14 protein-coding genes are annotated in these 15,863 nt (G+C 59.3%); 9 read left to right on the forward strand and 5 right to left on the reverse strand.

Going from position 1 to position 15,863, the window contains the following annotated elements; translation table 11 throughout:
* Positions 1–124: 124 nt before the first annotated feature.
* Complete coding sequence (locus ABIE32_RS15800; protein WP_429017553.1) at positions 125–706, reverse strand: hypothetical protein; 582 nt, start codon at positions 704–706, stop codon at positions 125–127.
* 192 nt (positions 707–898) lie between these two features.
* Between ABIE32_RS15800 and ABIE32_RS15805 the strand changes: the two genes are divergently transcribed.
* Positions 899–1,909 (forward strand): SDR family oxidoreductase, encoded by a 1,011-nt coding sequence (locus tag ABIE32_RS15805; RefSeq protein ID WP_429017555.1) that lies wholly within the window; start codon positions 899–901, stop codon positions 1,907–1,909.
* 101 nt (positions 1,910–2,010) lie between these two features.
* Here ABIE32_RS15805 and ABIE32_RS15810 read toward each other — a convergent pair whose 3' ends face one another.
* The 4 genes from ABIE32_RS15810 to ABIE32_RS15825 all read right to left on the reverse strand — a co-directional run bounded on the left by ABIE32_RS15810 (position 2,011) and on the right by ABIE32_RS15825 (position 6,972).
* Positions 2,011–2,220: a CsbD family protein gene (locus tag ABIE32_RS15810; RefSeq protein ID WP_224149284.1), complete on the reverse strand. Its 210-nt coding sequence runs from the start codon at positions 2,218–2,220 to the stop codon at positions 2,011–2,013.
* A gap of 458 nt (positions 2,221–2,678) precedes the next feature.
* Positions 2,679–5,051 (reverse strand): DNA polymerase II, encoded by a 2,373-nt coding sequence (locus tag ABIE32_RS15815; protein ID WP_429017556.1) that lies wholly within the window; start codon positions 5,049–5,051, stop codon positions 2,679–2,681.
* 160 nt (positions 5,052–5,211) lie between these two features.
* On the reverse strand, positions 5,212–5,331 hold the full coding sequence (locus tag ABIE32_RS15820; protein ID WP_429017558.1) for an IPTL-CTERM sorting domain-containing protein: 120 nt from the start codon (positions 5,329–5,331) through the stop codon (positions 5,212–5,214).
* Between the two features lie 696 nt (positions 5,332–6,027).
* Complete coding sequence (locus ABIE32_RS15825) at positions 6,028–6,972, reverse strand: LysR family transcriptional regulator (protein ID WP_429017560.1); 945 nt, start codon at positions 6,970–6,972, stop codon at positions 6,028–6,030.
* Positions 6,973–7,096: 124 nt separating this feature from the next.
* On the opposite strand from ABIE32_RS15825, the gene ABIE32_RS15830 reads away from it, so the two are divergent.
* From ABIE32_RS15830 to ABIE32_RS15865, 8 genes are all read left to right on the forward strand, one after another.
* Complete coding sequence (locus tag ABIE32_RS15830) at positions 7,097–8,071, forward strand: Bug family tripartite tricarboxylate transporter substrate binding protein (protein ID WP_429017562.1); 975 nt, start codon at positions 7,097–7,099, stop codon at positions 8,069–8,071.
* A 25-nt stretch (positions 8,072–8,096) separates the two neighbouring features.
* Entirely contained in the window at positions 8,097–9,533 is a 1,437-nt protein-coding gene (locus tag ABIE32_RS15835) for an N-acyl-D-amino-acid deacylase family protein (protein WP_429017564.1), read from the forward strand.
* A 15-nt stretch (positions 9,534–9,548) separates the two neighbouring features.
* A complete protein-coding gene (locus ABIE32_RS15840) occupies positions 9,549–10,481 on the forward strand; it encodes an N-carbamoyl-D-amino-acid hydrolase (protein WP_429017566.1) in 933 nt (310 codons plus the stop codon).
* Positions 10,482–10,677: 196 nt separating this feature from the next.
* Entirely contained in the window at positions 10,678–11,760 is a 1,083-nt protein-coding gene (locus tag ABIE32_RS15845) for an asparaginase (protein WP_429017568.1), read from the forward strand.
* A gap of 138 nt (positions 11,761–11,898) precedes the next feature.
* Positions 11,899–12,876 carry a YncE family protein gene (locus ABIE32_RS15850; RefSeq protein ID WP_377779998.1) on the forward strand — a complete coding sequence of 326 codons (978 nt, stop codon included), beginning with the start codon at positions 11,899–11,901 and terminating at the stop codon, positions 12,874–12,876.
* Between the two features lie 57 nt (positions 12,877–12,933).
* Positions 12,934–13,698, forward strand: a complete 765-nt coding sequence (locus ABIE32_RS15855; protein ID WP_377779997.1) for a polysaccharide deacetylase family protein — start codon at positions 12,934–12,936, stop codon at positions 13,696–13,698.
* A 70-nt stretch (positions 13,699–13,768) separates the two neighbouring features.
* The gene (locus ABIE32_RS15860) at positions 13,769–14,827 is read left to right on the forward strand and encodes a sterol desaturase family protein (protein ID WP_429017571.1); all 1,059 of its coding nucleotides are present in this window, start codon (positions 13,769–13,771) and stop codon (positions 14,825–14,827) included.
* A gap of 114 nt (positions 14,828–14,941) precedes the next feature.
* Complete coding sequence (locus tag ABIE32_RS15865) at positions 14,942–15,835, forward strand: EI24 domain-containing protein (RefSeq protein WP_429017573.1); 894 nt, start codon at positions 14,942–14,944, stop codon at positions 15,833–15,835.
* Positions 15,836–15,863 lie beyond the last annotated feature (28 nt).

Here is a 15,863-nt window from a genome sequence, read left to right on the forward strand (position 1 = left end):
GGTCTTGCATCGGTGGGCGGTTCACTTCCACACATGCTGGCGCGGCGCATGATGAAAGCCCTGGATTGCCTGAATGCAGAACAGGTTGCGTGTCGCACAGCATGTGGCGATGCTCAGCGGTACGTTACTGAGCGAATCGGGTCTTGGCATCGTTCACGCAGGCATCTTTCGAGGCTGCGGGCAGCGTATCGCAACGCTCCTTGGCAGCTTTGTACTCCGCGTCACGGGTGGCCTGGGCTGCATCCTTGCGAGCCTCGGAGACATTGGCTGCTTTGTCTTGAGGAGTCATGTTCGACGGCGCTTCCTGCGCACGCTTGACCTTGGCATCCTCCCTGGCCTTCACGTGTGCGGCCTGCGCGTCCTTCTTGCACACATCCTTGGCATTGCCGCTTTGGTCATCACAGCGCTCCTTGGCGATTTCATAGGCTGCGTCCGCGCGGGCAAGACGTGCCTTGTAGTGCGTGGAGTCACTGGGCTTTTCCTTGGCGTCGAGGTCTGCCTTGGCGATGTTCTCGTTGCCCTTCGCTTCTTTCTCGCAGATGTCCTTGGCGTTACCGCTCAGGGTTTTGCATTGGGCCATTGCAGATTTGTAAGCCGCTTCAATGCTCTTTTTCTCTGCTTTCAATTCGTCGCTGGTCAATGCAAATCCAGAGGCAGCATACAGCGAAATGGCAAGCGCACTGGTGATTTTCAAATAACTATTCATTGCATATCTCCTGATGATGAATTTCCATGATAGGGCCATTAATATGTGCTGAATGCCATCCAAGGAGAATACGAACCGTAGGTGTGATCCTATGCCGTTTACATCATGTTGATATTTTGAGAAGAGAGGTGAATAAGCCCTACGTGTATACGCTGTTGTCAGCGATATGGTGATGTTTTTATAGACAAGGAAATGACCATGTCCAACCCCATCGATAAATTCAATGAAAAGGCTGAAGCTGCTGTAAAAAGACAATCTGAAATCCAGAAGCAACAGCGGCTCAATGACAATCTTGCAAAGGCCTCAGAAGAAAATATGGATGAAAAGGCTGCGCCAGGGCCCGGGCATGCCGAGCCTGAGCCTCCGATGCCGGAGCAAACGCTGAAAAAGCCTGGCTTGCAAAAGGATATGGTATTGCAGCCAGAAAGCCTTGCTCAAGATTATGTTGGCAGTGCCAAACTCGAAGGCAAGGTTGCCATCATCACTGGTGGAGATTCTGGGATTGGCCGTGCGGTAGCCATTCTGTTTGCCCGTGAAGGAGCAAATATAGCGATTGGGTATCTCAACGAACACCACGATGCGGCAGAGACCTGCCGTCTGGTGGAGGCGGAGGGGGCGCAGTGCCTTGCCGTCTCTGGCGACGTGCAAGATCCGGCATTGTGTGAAGATCTGGTGGCCAGGGCGCTGGAGGAGTTCGGGTCGGTCAACGTGCTGGTGAACAATGCTGCCTTTCAGGAGCATGCGGCGGATATCGAAGACATCACCGAAGAGCGTCTTGAGGAGACATTCAAGACCAACATCTTTGGCTATTTCCATATGGCCAAGGCGGTACTGCCGTATTTGAGTGAGGGGGATTGCATCATCAATACCGGCTCGGTCACGGGTTTGCGCGGCAGTCGCAACCTGATTGATTACTCCGCCACCAAGGGCGCCATCCATGCATTCACCAAGGCGCTTGCGAGCAATCTGGCGGCGCGAGGAATTCGCGTCAACGCGGTTGCGCCGGGCCCGGTCTGGACTCCGCTCAATCCTGCCGACAAGGCGGCGAAGGATGTTCGCAAGTTTGGCGAGGATACCGACATGCGCCGTCCCGCGCAGCCCGAGGAGATATCTCCGGCCTATGTATTCCTGGCAGCGCCAGTATGCTCCAGCTACATCACAGGTATTGTTTTGCCGATTACAGGAACCGTTGGGGAGGCATGAATTTTATGAAAAAGAAAGGACTCATTTTTGAGTCCTTTTTTATAATGCGTTATTTCAAATATGGAAATACTGTCTTTGAAATATCAGGTGCTGAAATATATTTACCAGTAATATTTATTGCTGGTTTCCCAGGCTTTTACCTGCTCTTCCGCCTTGTCTCTGGCAATACCCTCTCGCTCCTGAATCCTTCCTACCAGTTGTTCGCGCTGACCGTTGATGACATCCAAGTCATCGTCGGTCAGTTTTCCCCATTGTTCTTTGACTTTTCCCTTGAATTGTTTCCAATTGCCCTTAATGGTGTCTTCATTCATGGTGTTAACTCCTGCGGTTTATAAAAAATGGTGAAATATTCTGAGAATAAAATCTCAAATGATTCACTGCCGATGGAGTATTCATGTTAGAGCAAGATAAATCCCGTGCCTGTAGGTTTTCGTGAAGCATTGCCATGCGAGTTTCCCTACGCATCACGCATTGAGAGCCGCTCATGCAACTGAGCCAATCGTCGATTTTCGATTCAGCCGCGGTCTGCTCTTGGCCGACACCCGGGGTTGATTGCAGCTGCAATTGCAGGCGTCAGAAGTGCTGCTGGGGTCAGCATTGAATGCCGCGATGCGGGGGAGCAGCCCCCGAAGTGGGCATTGGCAATGAGCGGGGGGACTGGGGCGCAATGGCACCGCATCCAGCGGTTCTGGGGCATGGTGATTTGGCGTACTGACAGAAGGCCGACATTCGAATTTGCCTGCCGGTATCGCCGATCCCGTGGCGCGCCCTAGAACAATTCCTGCTGGGAAGATGTCAGCGTGTTGAAGTCTTCTCCGAGGGGAAGAAGAATCGAGTCGGCAATGGGCTGAAGCTGTTTCGTCAGATAGTGCTCGTAGTCAATGGCAGATTGGCGACTCTCCAGCGGCTCTGGACCATTTTTGGTGATGACGTAGCGAATCCAGCCTCCGCTCTGGTACTGCAAGGGGCGCTCCATGCGCGCGTTGTACGCATCCGCAATGCGGGCGGCCCGCACCTGGGGTGGCACGTTCGCCACGTAGGCATCCAGGCGGTGCCGCAGGCGCTTGCGGTAGATGAGTTGGTCATCCATCTTGCCCGCCAGCGTGGATTGCGCATACTCGATCACGAATGATCGGTAAGGTACGCCTTGAAAGACGCGCGAGAGCAGGCCTTCCTGAAACTGCCGTGCAAGAGGCGTCCAGTCGCTGCGCGCCATCTCCAGGCCTCGGTAGACCATTGCCTCGTTGCCAGCCGCGTCGACGCTCAGGCCTGCGTAGCGCTTTTTGCTGCCGATGTCCGAGCCACGGATGGTGGGCATGAAGAATTTCTTGTAATGCGTGTCGAACTCGATTTCAAGAAAACTCTCGAGGTCCTGCTCCTGCCGCAAGCTCTGCGCCCACCACGCATTGATGTCCTGGGCCAATTCGGCTGCGACCACATGCGCCTCTTCATTGGAGTGGGCGCGCCCTAGCCAGATGAAGATGGAATCCGTGTCTCCGTAGATGACTTCGTACCCGCGCTTTTCTACCAGGTCACGGGTAGCCTTGACCATCTCGTGGCCGCGCAGGGTGATCGAGGAGATCAGGTCCGGGTTGAAGAACCGGCACTCCGATGCACCCAGCACCCCGGCGAAAGAATTCATCACCAGCTTGATGGCCTGGGACAGGGGCTCGTTCCTGGCGCGCTTGGCTTCGTCACGGGCACGCCACAGCGTGGTCACGATTTCCGGCAGGCAGTGCTTCTCTCGCGAAAAGCGCGTGCCCTTGGGGCCTTTGATGAGCCGTTCGGGGTTGCTGGCATGCTGGCCCTCGGCCAATCCGACAGGGTCCACAAGAAAGGTTCGAATGATCGAAGGGTAGAGGCTCTTGTAGTCCAGAACCACGACGGAGTCGTAGAAGCCGGGCCTGGAATCCAGTACATAGCCACCGGGGGAAGATTTCCCCTGGATGTCGCCCACGCTGGGCGCCACATATCCCAGGCGGTGCATGCGGGGCAGGTAGTGGTGGCTGAACGCGGCGATGGAGCCGCCAAAGTGGTCGAGCTGCAGGCCCGTCGTGTGGGCGCGCTCCATGGCAAACTGCAGCAGCTTTGTCTTTTCGAAGATGCGCAGGACTAGCTCGCAGTCCCGGATGTTGTAGATGGCGAGCGCGGGTTTGTCGTCCTGGTAGCGCCGCTCGATCTCCGCCATCTTGTCGTACTCGTCGCCGATGTCCTTGCCCTCGCCCAGAAGTTCACGTGACACGTTCTCAAGGCTGAAAGAGGAAAAGCTCCAGACGGCAGCCCGGAGCGCTTCGATGCCATCGATCACCGCCCGGCCGGGCATGGGCGCGAAAAGATAGCCTTGCTTGCCAGGATGGGTGCGCCAGGCAATAGGCCTGCGCTCGCGGCCCAGCAGAAGAGGTGTCGCACAGTCGTCTGCGGTCTTCTGCAGCACATGCAGGTCGAACTGGATGACGTTCCATCCAATGATCACGTCCGGGTCATTGCGTTCGAACCACGCGTTGATCGCTTCGATCATCGCTTTGCGCGTTGCGCAGTAGACCAGCGCAAAGCCTGGCGGCTGCATGGACTCGAAAGGTGCCTCGCCCAGCATGAACACCACGCGCTCTGCCATTCCGTCCAGTGCAATGGAGTAGAGGTCCTGGTGCTGGCTTGTCTCGATATCCAGTGACACCACCTTCAGTGCAGGCCGGAAATCGGGCGCGGGCTGCAGCCTGCAGTCCACCAGTGCCGAGTTCTCGAGCTGCCCACCTTCCAGCTGGACGCCTGCGGTGATGAACCGCTCCATCAAGTAGCGCTCGTGTGGGCGAACGTCTGCTTCGAGAAGGGAGATGCCCACCTGCTGGAGGGCGCGTGCAAGCCGTCCCAACTGGCGAAAATGCTTTGCATAGATCCCCAGCACGGGCTCTTGGTGAAAACTCTTCAGATCCAGCGCCCGCAACTCCACATCGGGCATGGTCAGCAGCTGTGTCTGCACCGCTCCCTGGTGCCGGGCCTCGACGAAAGCCACTGAGGTCTGGGCCTTCAAGAGCACCTTCAAGGGGCCGGAATCGGTCGCCAGCCAGTACTCGATCTCGGTACCCGCGGGCGTATCTCGCCAATTGCGGGTCAGGATGAATCCTTGGCGTTTGGAGGATGGCACGGCAGATGACGCAAAGCAATGGTTGGACAGATATGGTCGCAATTGTCCGCCATGGAGAGCGTCTGAACGCTCGGACTGACCGAAAGAGTGACGCACTTGTGCAAAACCAGGAAAGAAGCCATTCGAAGATGGTTTCATAGGCATCACATTTCACTCAGGCCTACTGTTTGCGGCCTCGCGCCATGCCCACCATTGCAAGCAGGAGCGACAGCGAAGCCACGCCCAGGCCGCTCAGGGATGGCACCGGTGTTGGCAGGTTGGGATTGAGGACTGCCTGCATCGTTTCAGAGTAGGCGCACGGGCCAGTGATGACGAGATCCACTGTGGAAGACGAGCCAGGACTCTGGACAGTTCCGTTGTAGGTTGGAGAACCGTTCGCAGGCAAGGTGTCCGGCTTGTGGAGTGGTGGCGTTGACGGTGGGGGGCGCCCTCCACAAGAAGCCCTTCGGCTGCCAAGCCGAGTTGTACTGCTGCATGTTCAAGCAGAAGAGCCTATTTCAAGCAGAAGAGCCTATTGCCCAGGTACTGGTGGCAACGGGTATCGCCTGAGAGGCCTTGAATCGGCGATAGGGGCAGGGGCCAGTACAAAAAGCTTGATCAGCGATCCAAGAACAGGCATGGCTTCCGGGTGCTTTGCTTTCATTGTGATAGCGCACTCGTGGTGGCTCGTCTCTTGCCAGCGTCCATTGACTCTGATGTGCCATCGCCAGTAACGCGTGATGGGCATGTGCTTCTTCTTAGATGACTGTATATTTATACAGTATATGAAGGAGGTCGCGCAACCTGGCAATCGTAGATTGGCGATGAAGACGAGGCGCCAGGCCACGTCAGGCAGGGCCACGCCAGGCACTACCAGGCTGGATCCGCAACGCCCCTTGATCAGGAGGTTTCACAGGGTTCAAGCCGACAAAGTAAACCTCCGCGTACGCATGACGACCTTCTATGCGCAAGAAATAGACAGGGTTCGTCTACCTGGCTATGGGCAGCCGGCGGTCATCTGACGGATGACTGCATGCAAGGCGTCGATGAAATGCTGGGCTGCGGCCGAGCATGGCTGCCGCGCCGATGTGATGGCCCAGATGTCCGTGTGGACGGCGCTGGTCAGTGGGAGGGTTACACAGTCGTGGGTTGACATCTGCGAGACGCAGGAGGCGTCCACAATTGCTGCGCCCAGGCCCATCTGAACGCAGCTGAGGGCGATGGCTGGCGAGCGAACCTGAATGCTTGCCGAGGTATCATCCATTGCCAGGTCCAGGACACAAAGGCGTCCCAGTGGCGTGTCTGGTGGGTAGCCGATCCAGACGGTATCGCAAAGCTGCAAGGGATCAATGGCTGTCTGGCTGGCCAGCGGATGCCCGATGGGGAGCACGCAGAGCAGATGCTGCCTGCCAAGAAGGCGGGATTTCAACCCGGGGTGGCTGGATTCCACCAAGGAGATGCCGACGTCGGCCTGTCCCGATAGCAGGTAGTCGGGCAATTCGTCATAGGTGGCGGTGCGGAAATCGATGCGCAGGTGCGGGCTGTACCGCATCAATTGCTTCAGGGCCTGCGGAATCAACGTATTGGCGAACGTGGCGCTGCAGGCCAGGTGCAAGGTGTCCATTCCTCCTTGTCCGATGCGCTGCGCCAAGGTGTTGAGCCGGTCGAGGCCTCGGTATACGTCGCGCGCCTCTTCGTGCAGGCGCAGCGCTTCAGGCGTGGGCTGCAGCCTGCGGCCCAGGCGTTCAAACAGGGGGTAACCGAGCCGGGATTCACAGTGTGCCAGAGCGCGGCTCAGCGCCGGTTGAGACACATGCAGCGCCAGGGCTGCACCGCTGATGGTGCCGGTTGTCATGATGGCGTGGAATACCTCCAGTTGCCGCATGTTCAGTGCGCGGGGGCGGGATGGCTGTGCGGTGGTTTCCGGTGGAATGTCTCGCATCTTGGTGTTTACCCCTGGTGTAGATAACTTTGTTTGTGAATGCACGAACATTTTTCAATTTGGGAGAGTGGGTGTCGTCCCTTACGCTGCAAGCAATATTCAGACCCATGAAGGATTGCCAGCCATGAATCGTCGCCACCTGTCCCGTCTCGCATTATTGTTGCCTGTCGTGCTGCTCGCTGGCGCGGCGGCCGCCCAGGGCACTGCCGGCCAGCCCATCACCTTCGTGGTGCCATCTGCCGCAGGCGGATCGCCCGACGTGCTGAGCCGCATTGTCACCAACCAGTGGGCCCAGAACATCCATCGCACCGTGGTGGTGGAGAACAAGCCCGGTGCTGCAGGCAATATCGGCATTGTGCAGGTGGTCAGGGGGAATGACCTCACCGTCGGTTACGGCAACATCAATACCTTGGCCGTCAATCGCTCCTTGTTCTCCACCTTGCCCTATGACGTGGACAAGGATCTGGTGCCGGTCTCGCACCTGTTCAATCTGTACAACGTGCTGATCGTGCCTGCAGGCTCCAGCGTCCACTCCGTCAAGGATCTGATGGCCGAGGCGCGCAAGAGCCCTGGCAAGCTTTCCTACGGGGCGTCTGGTGTGGGTACCACTGGACACATGAGCGGTGAGCTGCTCAACCATCTTGAAAAGCTCGACACCCTGTTCGTTCCCTACCAGGGAGGCCCCGCCGCACTGCAGGACCTGATGGGTGGGCGGTTGAACTACATGTTCGTCAACAGCTCCGAGGCAGTGCCGCTCATCAAGGCTGGCAAGGTGCGGGCACTGGCCGTCACCCGGCTGGGCAAACGCATTGAACAGCTGCCTGAGGTACCCACAATGGATGAGGCAGGGGTCAAAGGGTATGAAATCGTCTCGTGGGGAGGGGTTGTGGGCAATCGCAAGATGACGCCCGAGCAGGCCAAGGTGTTGGCTGCCGACTTGGACAAGGTGCTGAAGGCTCCCAATGTACGGGAAAGTCTGAACGGCCTCGGAGCCCAGCCCGTGGGCGGGACACCGGATGATTTCAGGCAATTGATTGCACGAGAAACCAAAAAATGGGCTGAGATCATTCAGTCCAGCAAGATCGAAAAGCTCAACTGATCAGTACCGGAAAGCGAAGGCGACAGTGCTGATATTCAAGAATGCCCTGGTAGTGGATGGCTCCGGTCAAAGCGCTTTTGCTGGCGACGTGGCTCTGGACGGTGAGCGGATTGTGGCGGTGGGAGTCGTGCCTGTGCAACCAGACGACACGGTGGTCGACCTGCAAGGCAAGGTCATTGCGCCGGGGTTCATCGATTCCCACACCCATGACGACGGCTATCTGCTGGCGCACCGCGACATGACACCCAAGGTCTCGCAGGGCATTACCAGCGTGGTCACCGGCAATTGCGGCATCAGTCTGGCGCCCCTGGTGCACCCGAACGTACCGCAGCCGCTGGATCTGCTCGGCCCGCCAGAGCTGTTCCGTTTCGAGCGCTTTGGAGACTGGCTGCAGGCGCTCAAAGCGCAACCCGCCGCAGTCAATGTGATTGCTCTGGTAGGCCATACGACTTTGCGCGTCGGCGTCATGGCCGATCATCAGCGGGAGGCCACGCACGCAGAGCGTGCGCAGATGCGCGCTTTGCTGACGGAAGCCATGGACGAGGGGGCATTCGGCATCTCCACAGGGACGTTCTACCCACCTGCGCGTCATGCTTCCACCCAGGAGTTGCTGGATGTCTGTCAGCCGCTGAAAGGGCGGGGGGCTGTATATGCGACGCATCTGCGCGACGAGGCGGACGACATTGTTCCTGCCATGCAGGAAGCGTTGACCGTGGGGCGCGAGGCAGATTGCAGGGTGGTCTTTTCCCACCACAAGCTGGCTGGAGAGCGCAACCATGGCCGTTCGGCAGAAACGCTGGCAATGATCCAGCAAGCCAGTGCCACGCAGCCGGTCTGTGTGGATTGCCATCCCTATCCAGCCACCTCCACCATGTTGCGGCTGGATCGCGTGCGCCTGGCCAGTCGCACGATGATCACCTGGTCCGCGGCGTGCCCGGAGGCCAAGGGACGGGATTTTTCCGACCTGCAGCGGCAGTGGGGCCTGGACGACGAAGAAACACTGGCGCGTCTGTCACCCGCTGGAGCCATCTACTTTTTGATGGACCAGGGCGATGTGGATCGCATCTTCCAGTTTCCGCTCACCATGGTGGGGTCCGATGGCCTGCCGTTCGATCCGCATCCACATCCGCGCCAGTGGGGAACCTTTACGCGGGTGCTGCGGCGCATGGTGCGCGAGTGCGGGCTTTTGTCGCTGGAGGAGGCCATCCACCGGATGACGGGCCTGGCCTGCGAGCAATACGGCCTGGATCGCCGTGGGCGGCTGGAGCCGGGCTGGTTTGCCGATCTGGTGGTGTTCGATCCGCAACGGGTGTCCGACCGCGCAACCTTCGAGCAGCCCATGCAGGTGAGCCAGGGCGTGGAGCAGGTCTGGGTCAATGGTCGCCAGGTATGGAATGGGCACCAGGCCACCGGTGCGCTGCCCGGTCAGGTTCTGCGCCGGCGGGAACCAAAGCTTCAATGAAAAGGAATGAATGATATGTCGAACAGAAAGCTGGGCCTGGCGGTCGCACAGATGGGGCCTGTACACCTGACAGACAGCCGAAGCGCAGTGGTTCTGCGGCTGGTGGCCATGTTGCAGGAGGCCAAGGCGCGCGGGGCAGAGATGGTGGTGTTTCCCGAACTGGCGCTCACGACTTTCTTCCCGCGCTACTGGATGGACGAATCCGAGGCGCAGGCGCGGTTCTTCGAAGCGCAGATGCCCAACCCCGAAGTGCAGCCGCTGTTTGATGAGGCGCGCAAGCTGGGCGTGGGCTTTTACCTGGGTTATGCCGAGCTGGCGGAGGATGGTCGGCCTTACAACACCTGTATCTTGGTCAATCGCAATGGCGAGATCGCAGGCAGGTACCGCAAGATCCACCTGCCGGGCCACGCCGACCTCAAGAGCGATGTCCCTTTTCAGCACCTCGAGAAGAAGTACTTCGATGTGGGCAATCTGGGTTTCAGGGTGTTTGAATCGGAGGCCGTGAAGTATGGCATGTGCCTGTGCAACGACCGCCGCTGGCCTGAAACCTACCGGGTCCTTGCGCTGCAGAGTGCCGAGGTGGTCATGCTGGGCTATAACACGCCCTCGCTCAACATTCACTGGAACGAGCCGGTGCATCTGCGCACCTCTACCCACCTGATCTCGCTGCAGGCCAATGCCTACCAGAACGGGGTCTGGGTGGCTGCAGCAGGCAAATGCGGTTCCGAAGACGGGCACCACATGATCGGCAGTTCCGTCATCGTGGCACCGACAGGAGAGATTGTGGCCCGCACGCTGACGGAAGAGGACGAAGTGATCTGTGTCAGCGCCGATCTCTCGCTGGGCGAGCATTTCCGCCAGCACGTCTTCAATTTTGCCAAACATCGCCGGCCGGAGCACTACCGCCTGATCGTGGATCGGGTGGGGGCAGGGGAGCCGCTGCCCTGAGCGCTTGAAACCTCAACCTCGATACCTTGTGCTGCGCTGGTTTGAAGGTGGGTCGGTTGGCCAGTCTGTGTTGGAGCATCCAGAGACTGTTTCACTCAAGCCGTCCGATGGCACAGCGCATCAACCTGCATGGCACACCACCAGGAAAGCACATATCTGTCCCCATTTTTCAACAGCCCCACGGAAGCTCTTCATCATGAATCTCAAGAAATTCGCAGCCTGCGTGCTGAGCGCCACTGCACTCGCTGTGAGTGCAGCGCCAGCTTTGGCACAAACCCCTGGCAAAGCCAATGTTGCCATTCTGGCCACGGGTGGCACCATCGCCAGCCGCGGTGCTGACAGCCTGGCGCTGACCGATTATGGGCCGGGTGCAGGCATGAAACAGGTGGGAATTCAGGCGCTGGTGGCTGCAGTTCCGGAGATCGAGAAGTTCGCCAATATCTCCGGTGAGCAACTCTTCAACGTGGGCAGCTCCAAGATCAGCATTGCCAACTGGCTGGCGCTGGCCAGGCGCACGAATGAACTCCTGGCGACCAAGGATGTGGACGGCGTGGTGATCACCCACGGCACCGACACCTTGGAGGAGACAGCGTATTTCCTGAATCTGGTGGTCAAGACCAGCAAACCGGTGGTTCTGGTCGGCTCCATGCGTCCCAGCACCGGCATCAGTGCTGACGGACCATTGAATCTGGTCAATGCCGTGGCGCTGGCTGCAAGCCCTGCGGCCAAGGACAAGGGCGTTCTGGTGAGCATGAACGACACGATCAGCAGCGCCTTCGGGGTAATGAAGACCAATACCACCAATGCGGCCACGTTCAAGAGCCCGGATGGGGGAGAACTGGGCTACATGCAGAACTCCGAGCCTTTCTTCATCTCCAGCCCGCTCAAGCGGCATACCTCCCACAGCGAGTTCGACGTCAGCCAGCTCGAGAGCTTGCCGCGCGTCGATATCAACTACACGACCCTGGGTTCGGACGGCACTTTGGTCGATGCGGCAGTGGCGGCCGGTGCACGTGGCATCGTCAATGCAGGAACAGGGCACGCCAATATGCCGGTCGCCACGATGAACAGCTTGGTAGCAGCCCAGAAAAAAGGCGTTGCAGTCGTTACCGGCTCGCGTGTGACGACCGGCATCGTGACGCCAACCGGAGAGTTCAGGAAAGCGGGCTTTGTCGCTTCGATGATGCACTCGCCGCAAAAGGCCCGCATTCTCCTGATGCTGGCCCTCACCCGGACGAACGATCCCAAGGAGCTGCAGCGAATCTTTGACGAATATTAAGGTGCACTTGCATTGCGCGCGCTGAGAACGGGCGCTCCTGCCCGAAGTCGACGAATATTTACATTGCCGCCATTCGGGTACTGTGGGTAACCGCCTTGCGGGCGGCTACACTCGCTGCGTTACTTGTTCGGATTGCTTGTGAAGCCCTTTAATCTCGCCCGCTCCCTGCTGGTGGCCGCTTCGGCAGCGGCAGCGCTGGCCGCCCAGGCGGCAAACCCCATTCTGGTGCTCAATTCGCTGGATGCCAATATCAGCGTCGTTGATCCTGCGACCTGGAAAGAGGTCAAGCGCATTCCTACAGGCAAGGAGCCGCACCACCTGTACCTCACCCCCGACAGCAAATCCGTCATCGTGGCGAATGCCACGGGTGACTCGCTGACCTTTGTCGACCCCAAGACTGCAGATGTGCAGCGTGTGATCCAGGGCATCTCCGATCCCTACCATCTGCGCTTCTCGCCCGACATGAAGTGGTTTGTCACCGCGGCCAACCGCTTGAACCATATCGATATCTACAGCTGGAACGGCACCGACCCGAAGCTGGTCAAGCGCATTTCCACCGGCAAGACGCCCAGCCACCTGTGGATCGACAGCAAGAGCACGACGATCTACTCCACCATGCAGGACAGTGATGAGCTGGTCGCCATCGATATCGCCAGCCAGACATTGAAGTGGCGCATCAAGACCGGCCCCATGCCGGCCGATCTGTACGGCAGCCCCGACAACAAGTTCGTGTTTGTGGCGCTCACCGGTGGCGAGGGTGTGCAGGTGTTCGACGTGGCAGGTGCACAGCCCAAACTGGTCAACTCCATCAAGACGGACAAGGGCGCGCACGCCTTCCGTGCCACGGGTGACGGCCGCCATCTGTTTGTCAGCAACCGCGTGGCCAACACCATCAGCAAGCTCGACATGCAAAGCCAGACCGTGGTGGACAAGTACCCGGGCCCCAGCGGTCCCGATTGCATGGATGTGACGCCTGATGGGCGCTATATCTATCTGAGCTCCCGCTGGGCGGGCAAGATGAGCGTGATCGACACCAAGGAACGCAAGGTGGTGAACCAGGTCAAGGTTGGCAAGTCGCCGCACGGCATCTGGACCTTGGACCATGCTCCGCGCTGATACGGGCCGCGCATGCGTCTGAGCACTCTATTTTTGATAGCTGCTGGCGCTCTGCCTATGGGCGTAGGAGCGAAAAATCATGCAAACTCGGCAGCCAGTTGCAGCAAACCCGTCTATCTGACGCTGGATACCGGCCACATGGGAGTGGCCGACAGGATTGCCGAGGTGCTGCAGCAGGAAGATGTGAAAGTCACCTTTTTTGCCGCCAACGAGCGCACCAAGGAGGGTGACGGAAGCCTGGGCGAGCACTGGGCCCCCTGGTGGAAGGCGCGCGCAGCCGAAGGCCATGCCTTTGCCTCGCATACCTGGGACCATGTGTACTGGCGTGCCGATGGGAAGACGGAGCAGGGCGCTGTGCGCAGCTTTACGGTGCGCCCATCGCAGGGGCCTCTTGCGGGCAAGACTGCGGTGATGACCGTGCCCCAATACTGTGCCGAAATCAAGAAATCCGAAGACCGCCTGCAGCAGATCACCGGTACCAAGCCACTGCCGCTGTTTCGCGCGCCTGGCGGCAAGACCTCGCCCGCGTTGATTGCTGCGGCGCAAAGCTGCGGTTACGCCCACGTAGGCTGGTCGCCCGCCGGTTTTCTGGGCGATGAATTGCCCAGCGACAAATATCCCAATGCCATGCTGCTGGACAAGGCGCTCAGAAACATCCGCTCCGGCGACATTCTTCTGGCGCATCTGGGCATCTGGGACCGCAAGGATCCTTGGGCGCCTGCCGTGCTGCAGCCGCTGATCCAGGGCCTCAAGGCACAGGGCTTCTGCTTTGCCACCCTGCGCGATCACCCCCAGTACCGTGAATGGATTCGCAGCCATTGACGGCCTTGATCAGCGGTTTTTTGGCACACTGAATGGGCTTGCCGCGCGCAGGCACAGGTAATTTCTAGCTATGGAATTCTTCAGCTCTCTTTTTGACAATGCCCAGCAATGGGTGTTTGAACAGGTGTTCCAGCCGCTCCTGTTCAATATGGGCCTGGCCAACTTTCTGGAAGATGGCTACACCGCCGCTGGCTGGTTTCTGGTGGGCTGCCTGCAGATTGTCATCATGGTGCTGGTGATTGCGCCGCTGCAGCGCTGGCGCCCGGTGGAGGCGGTGACCGACAAGCACGCCATCCGCATCGATATTCTCTACACGCTGATCCACCGCCTGGGGCTGTTCCGCCTGGCGCTCTTTTTTTCCATCGACCCCCTGTGGGATTGGCTGGTAGGCAGCCTGCGCATGCAAGGGTTTGAGACCTGGCATGTGGACGCACTCTGGCCGGGCGTGACCGATGTGGCCTGGGTCAGCCTCTTGATCTATCTGGTGATTTTCGACTTTGTAGCCTACTGGATCCACCGTGGCCAGCACAGCTTCGTCTGGTGGTGGAAGCTGCATGCACTGCACCATTCGCAGCGCCAGATGACGATGTGGAGCGACAACCGCAACCACCTGCTGGACGATATCCTGACCGACAGCATTCTGGTGCTGGTCGCCGTGCTGATCGGTGTGGCCCCGAGCCAGTTTGTGGCCATCGTCGCCATCACCCAGTTGAGCGAGAGCCTGCAGCATGCCAATCTGCGTGTATGGTTTGGCAGGTTGGGCGAGCGGCTGTGGATCAGCCCACGCTTTCACCGCCGCCACCATGCGATTGGCATCGGGCATGAGTCGCCAGCCAAGGGTTTGGAGGGAAATACGTCTGCAGCGCAAGACAGTCAAGCGCATAATGCTATAAAAAAAGAAGCGGGCAACACTGCAAAAGCCCGCCCGCGCCTGGGAGGCTGCAACTTCGGTGTGTTGCTGCCCTGGTGGGACATGCTGTTTGGCACGGCCAATTTTGAGCTGCGCTACGACCCGACCGGCATCCGCGACCAGGTGCAGCCCAACAGGCAAGGCCAGTTGCGCGACTACGGCAGCGGTTTCTGGAGCCAGCAGTGGCGCGGGGTGCTCCGGCTGCTGAACAAGGCCTGATACTTGTCCTGGTGCTTACAGGCGCGCCTGGGGGCTGTGGGGCGCTGAATCGACAGGGCTTGCCGTTGCCGGTTAGCATGATCATCGGTTTTTAATGCATAAGGAACCCCTCCCATGTCCCAAGGCTCCAGCCTGATGCTTGATTCTTTCTGGCGCGCTGCAGCGTACTGCTTTCGCCCCAAGGTGATTGCGCTGTCGCTGGTGCCGCTGGTCGTGATGCTGCTGGTGCTGGGCGGCTGGAGCTACTTCTACTGGACGGCCAGCGTGGCAGCGGTGCAGCACTGGGTGGAGACCATCGGCTGGCTGCGCACCATGTTCAGCTGGTTTGGCGGCAGCGGCACCGAAGGCTTTGCCGCTGGCGTGGCGCCATTTGTGGTGCTGGTGCTGATGACCCCGATGGCGGCCGTGCTGGCACTGCTCATCATCGCCTTGCTGATGACACCGGCGCTGGTGCGCATGGTGACGGAGCAGCGTTTTGCCACGCTGGCCAAGAAGCACGGTACAGGCCTCGTGGCCAGTGTAGTGTGGGCCTTGGGGACATCAGCCGTAGCCGTGGTTGCCTTTGTGGTCACGATGCCGTTGTGGCTGATTCCTTCCCTTGTGCTGGTGGTGCCGCCCGTCATCTGGGGCTGGCTGACCTACCGGGTCATGAGTGTCGACGCACTGGCTGAGCACGCGAGCAAGCCCGAGCGCGATGCGCTGCTGCAGCGCCATCGCTGGCCGCTCCTGCTGATGGGCGTGATCAGCGGCTATATCGGCATTGCGCCCAGCATCGTCTGGGCCTCGGGCATCGTCTTCACCATCGGCTTTGTGGTGCTGGTGCCGCTGGCGGTATGGATCTACGCCATCACCTTCGCATTCTCTTCGCTGTGGTTCATCCATTTCGGGCTGGCTGCCCTGCAGGCCTTGCGTGCAGAGCAGGGCGAGATGCCGGTGGCGGAAGCGCAATGGGGCGATGACAAGGCCTTGGAGGGCGCGCTTCCTGCAGACGAGCAGCCAGAGAAGTGACCAAATCGGTGCGCGGTAGAATATAAAT

This window comes from Comamonas sp. 4034, from assembly GCF_050434545.1.
Classification (GTDB): Bacteria; Pseudomonadota; Gammaproteobacteria; order Burkholderiales; family Burkholderiaceae_C; genus Comamonas; species Comamonas odontotermitis.

Bases quoted from the DNA above. Each gene is read 5' to 3' on its own strand.
- ABIE32_RS15800 (WP_429017553.1), bottom strand. From the start codon at position 706: ATGAATAGTTATTTGAAAATCACCAGTGCGCTTGCCATTTCGCTGTAT.
- ABIE32_RS15805 (WP_429017555.1), top strand. From the start codon at position 899: ATGACCATGTCCAACCCCATCGATAAATTCAATGAAAAGGCTGAAGCT.
- ABIE32_RS15810 (WP_224149284.1), bottom strand. From the start codon at position 2,220: ATGAATGAAGACACCATTAAGGGCAATTGGAAACAATTCAAGGGAAAA.
- ABIE32_RS15820 (WP_429017558.1), bottom strand. From the start codon at position 5,331: ATGCAGGCAGTCCTCAATCCCAACCTGCCAACACCGGTGCCATCCCTG.
- ABIE32_RS15825 (WP_429017560.1), bottom strand. From the start codon at position 6,972: ATGCGAGACATTCCACCGGAAACCACCGCACAGCCATCCCGCCCCCGC.
- ABIE32_RS15830 (WP_429017562.1), top strand. From the start codon at position 7,097: ATGAATCGTCGCCACCTGTCCCGTCTCGCATTATTGTTGCCTGTCGTG.
- ABIE32_RS15840 (WP_429017566.1), top strand. From the start codon at position 9,549: ATGTCGAACAGAAAGCTGGGCCTGGCGGTCGCACAGATGGGGCCTGTA.
- ABIE32_RS15845 (WP_429017568.1), top strand. From the start codon at position 10,678: ATGAATCTCAAGAAATTCGCAGCCTGCGTGCTGAGCGCCACTGCACTC.
- ABIE32_RS15855 (WP_377779997.1), top strand. From the start codon at position 12,934: ATGGGCGTAGGAGCGAAAAATCATGCAAACTCGGCAGCCAGTTGCAGC.
- ABIE32_RS15860 (WP_429017571.1), top strand. From the start codon at position 13,769: ATGGAATTCTTCAGCTCTCTTTTTGACAATGCCCAGCAATGGGTGTTT.
- ABIE32_RS15865 (WP_429017573.1), top strand. From the start codon at position 14,942: ATGTCCCAAGGCTCCAGCCTGATGCTTGATTCTTTCTGGCGCGCTGCA.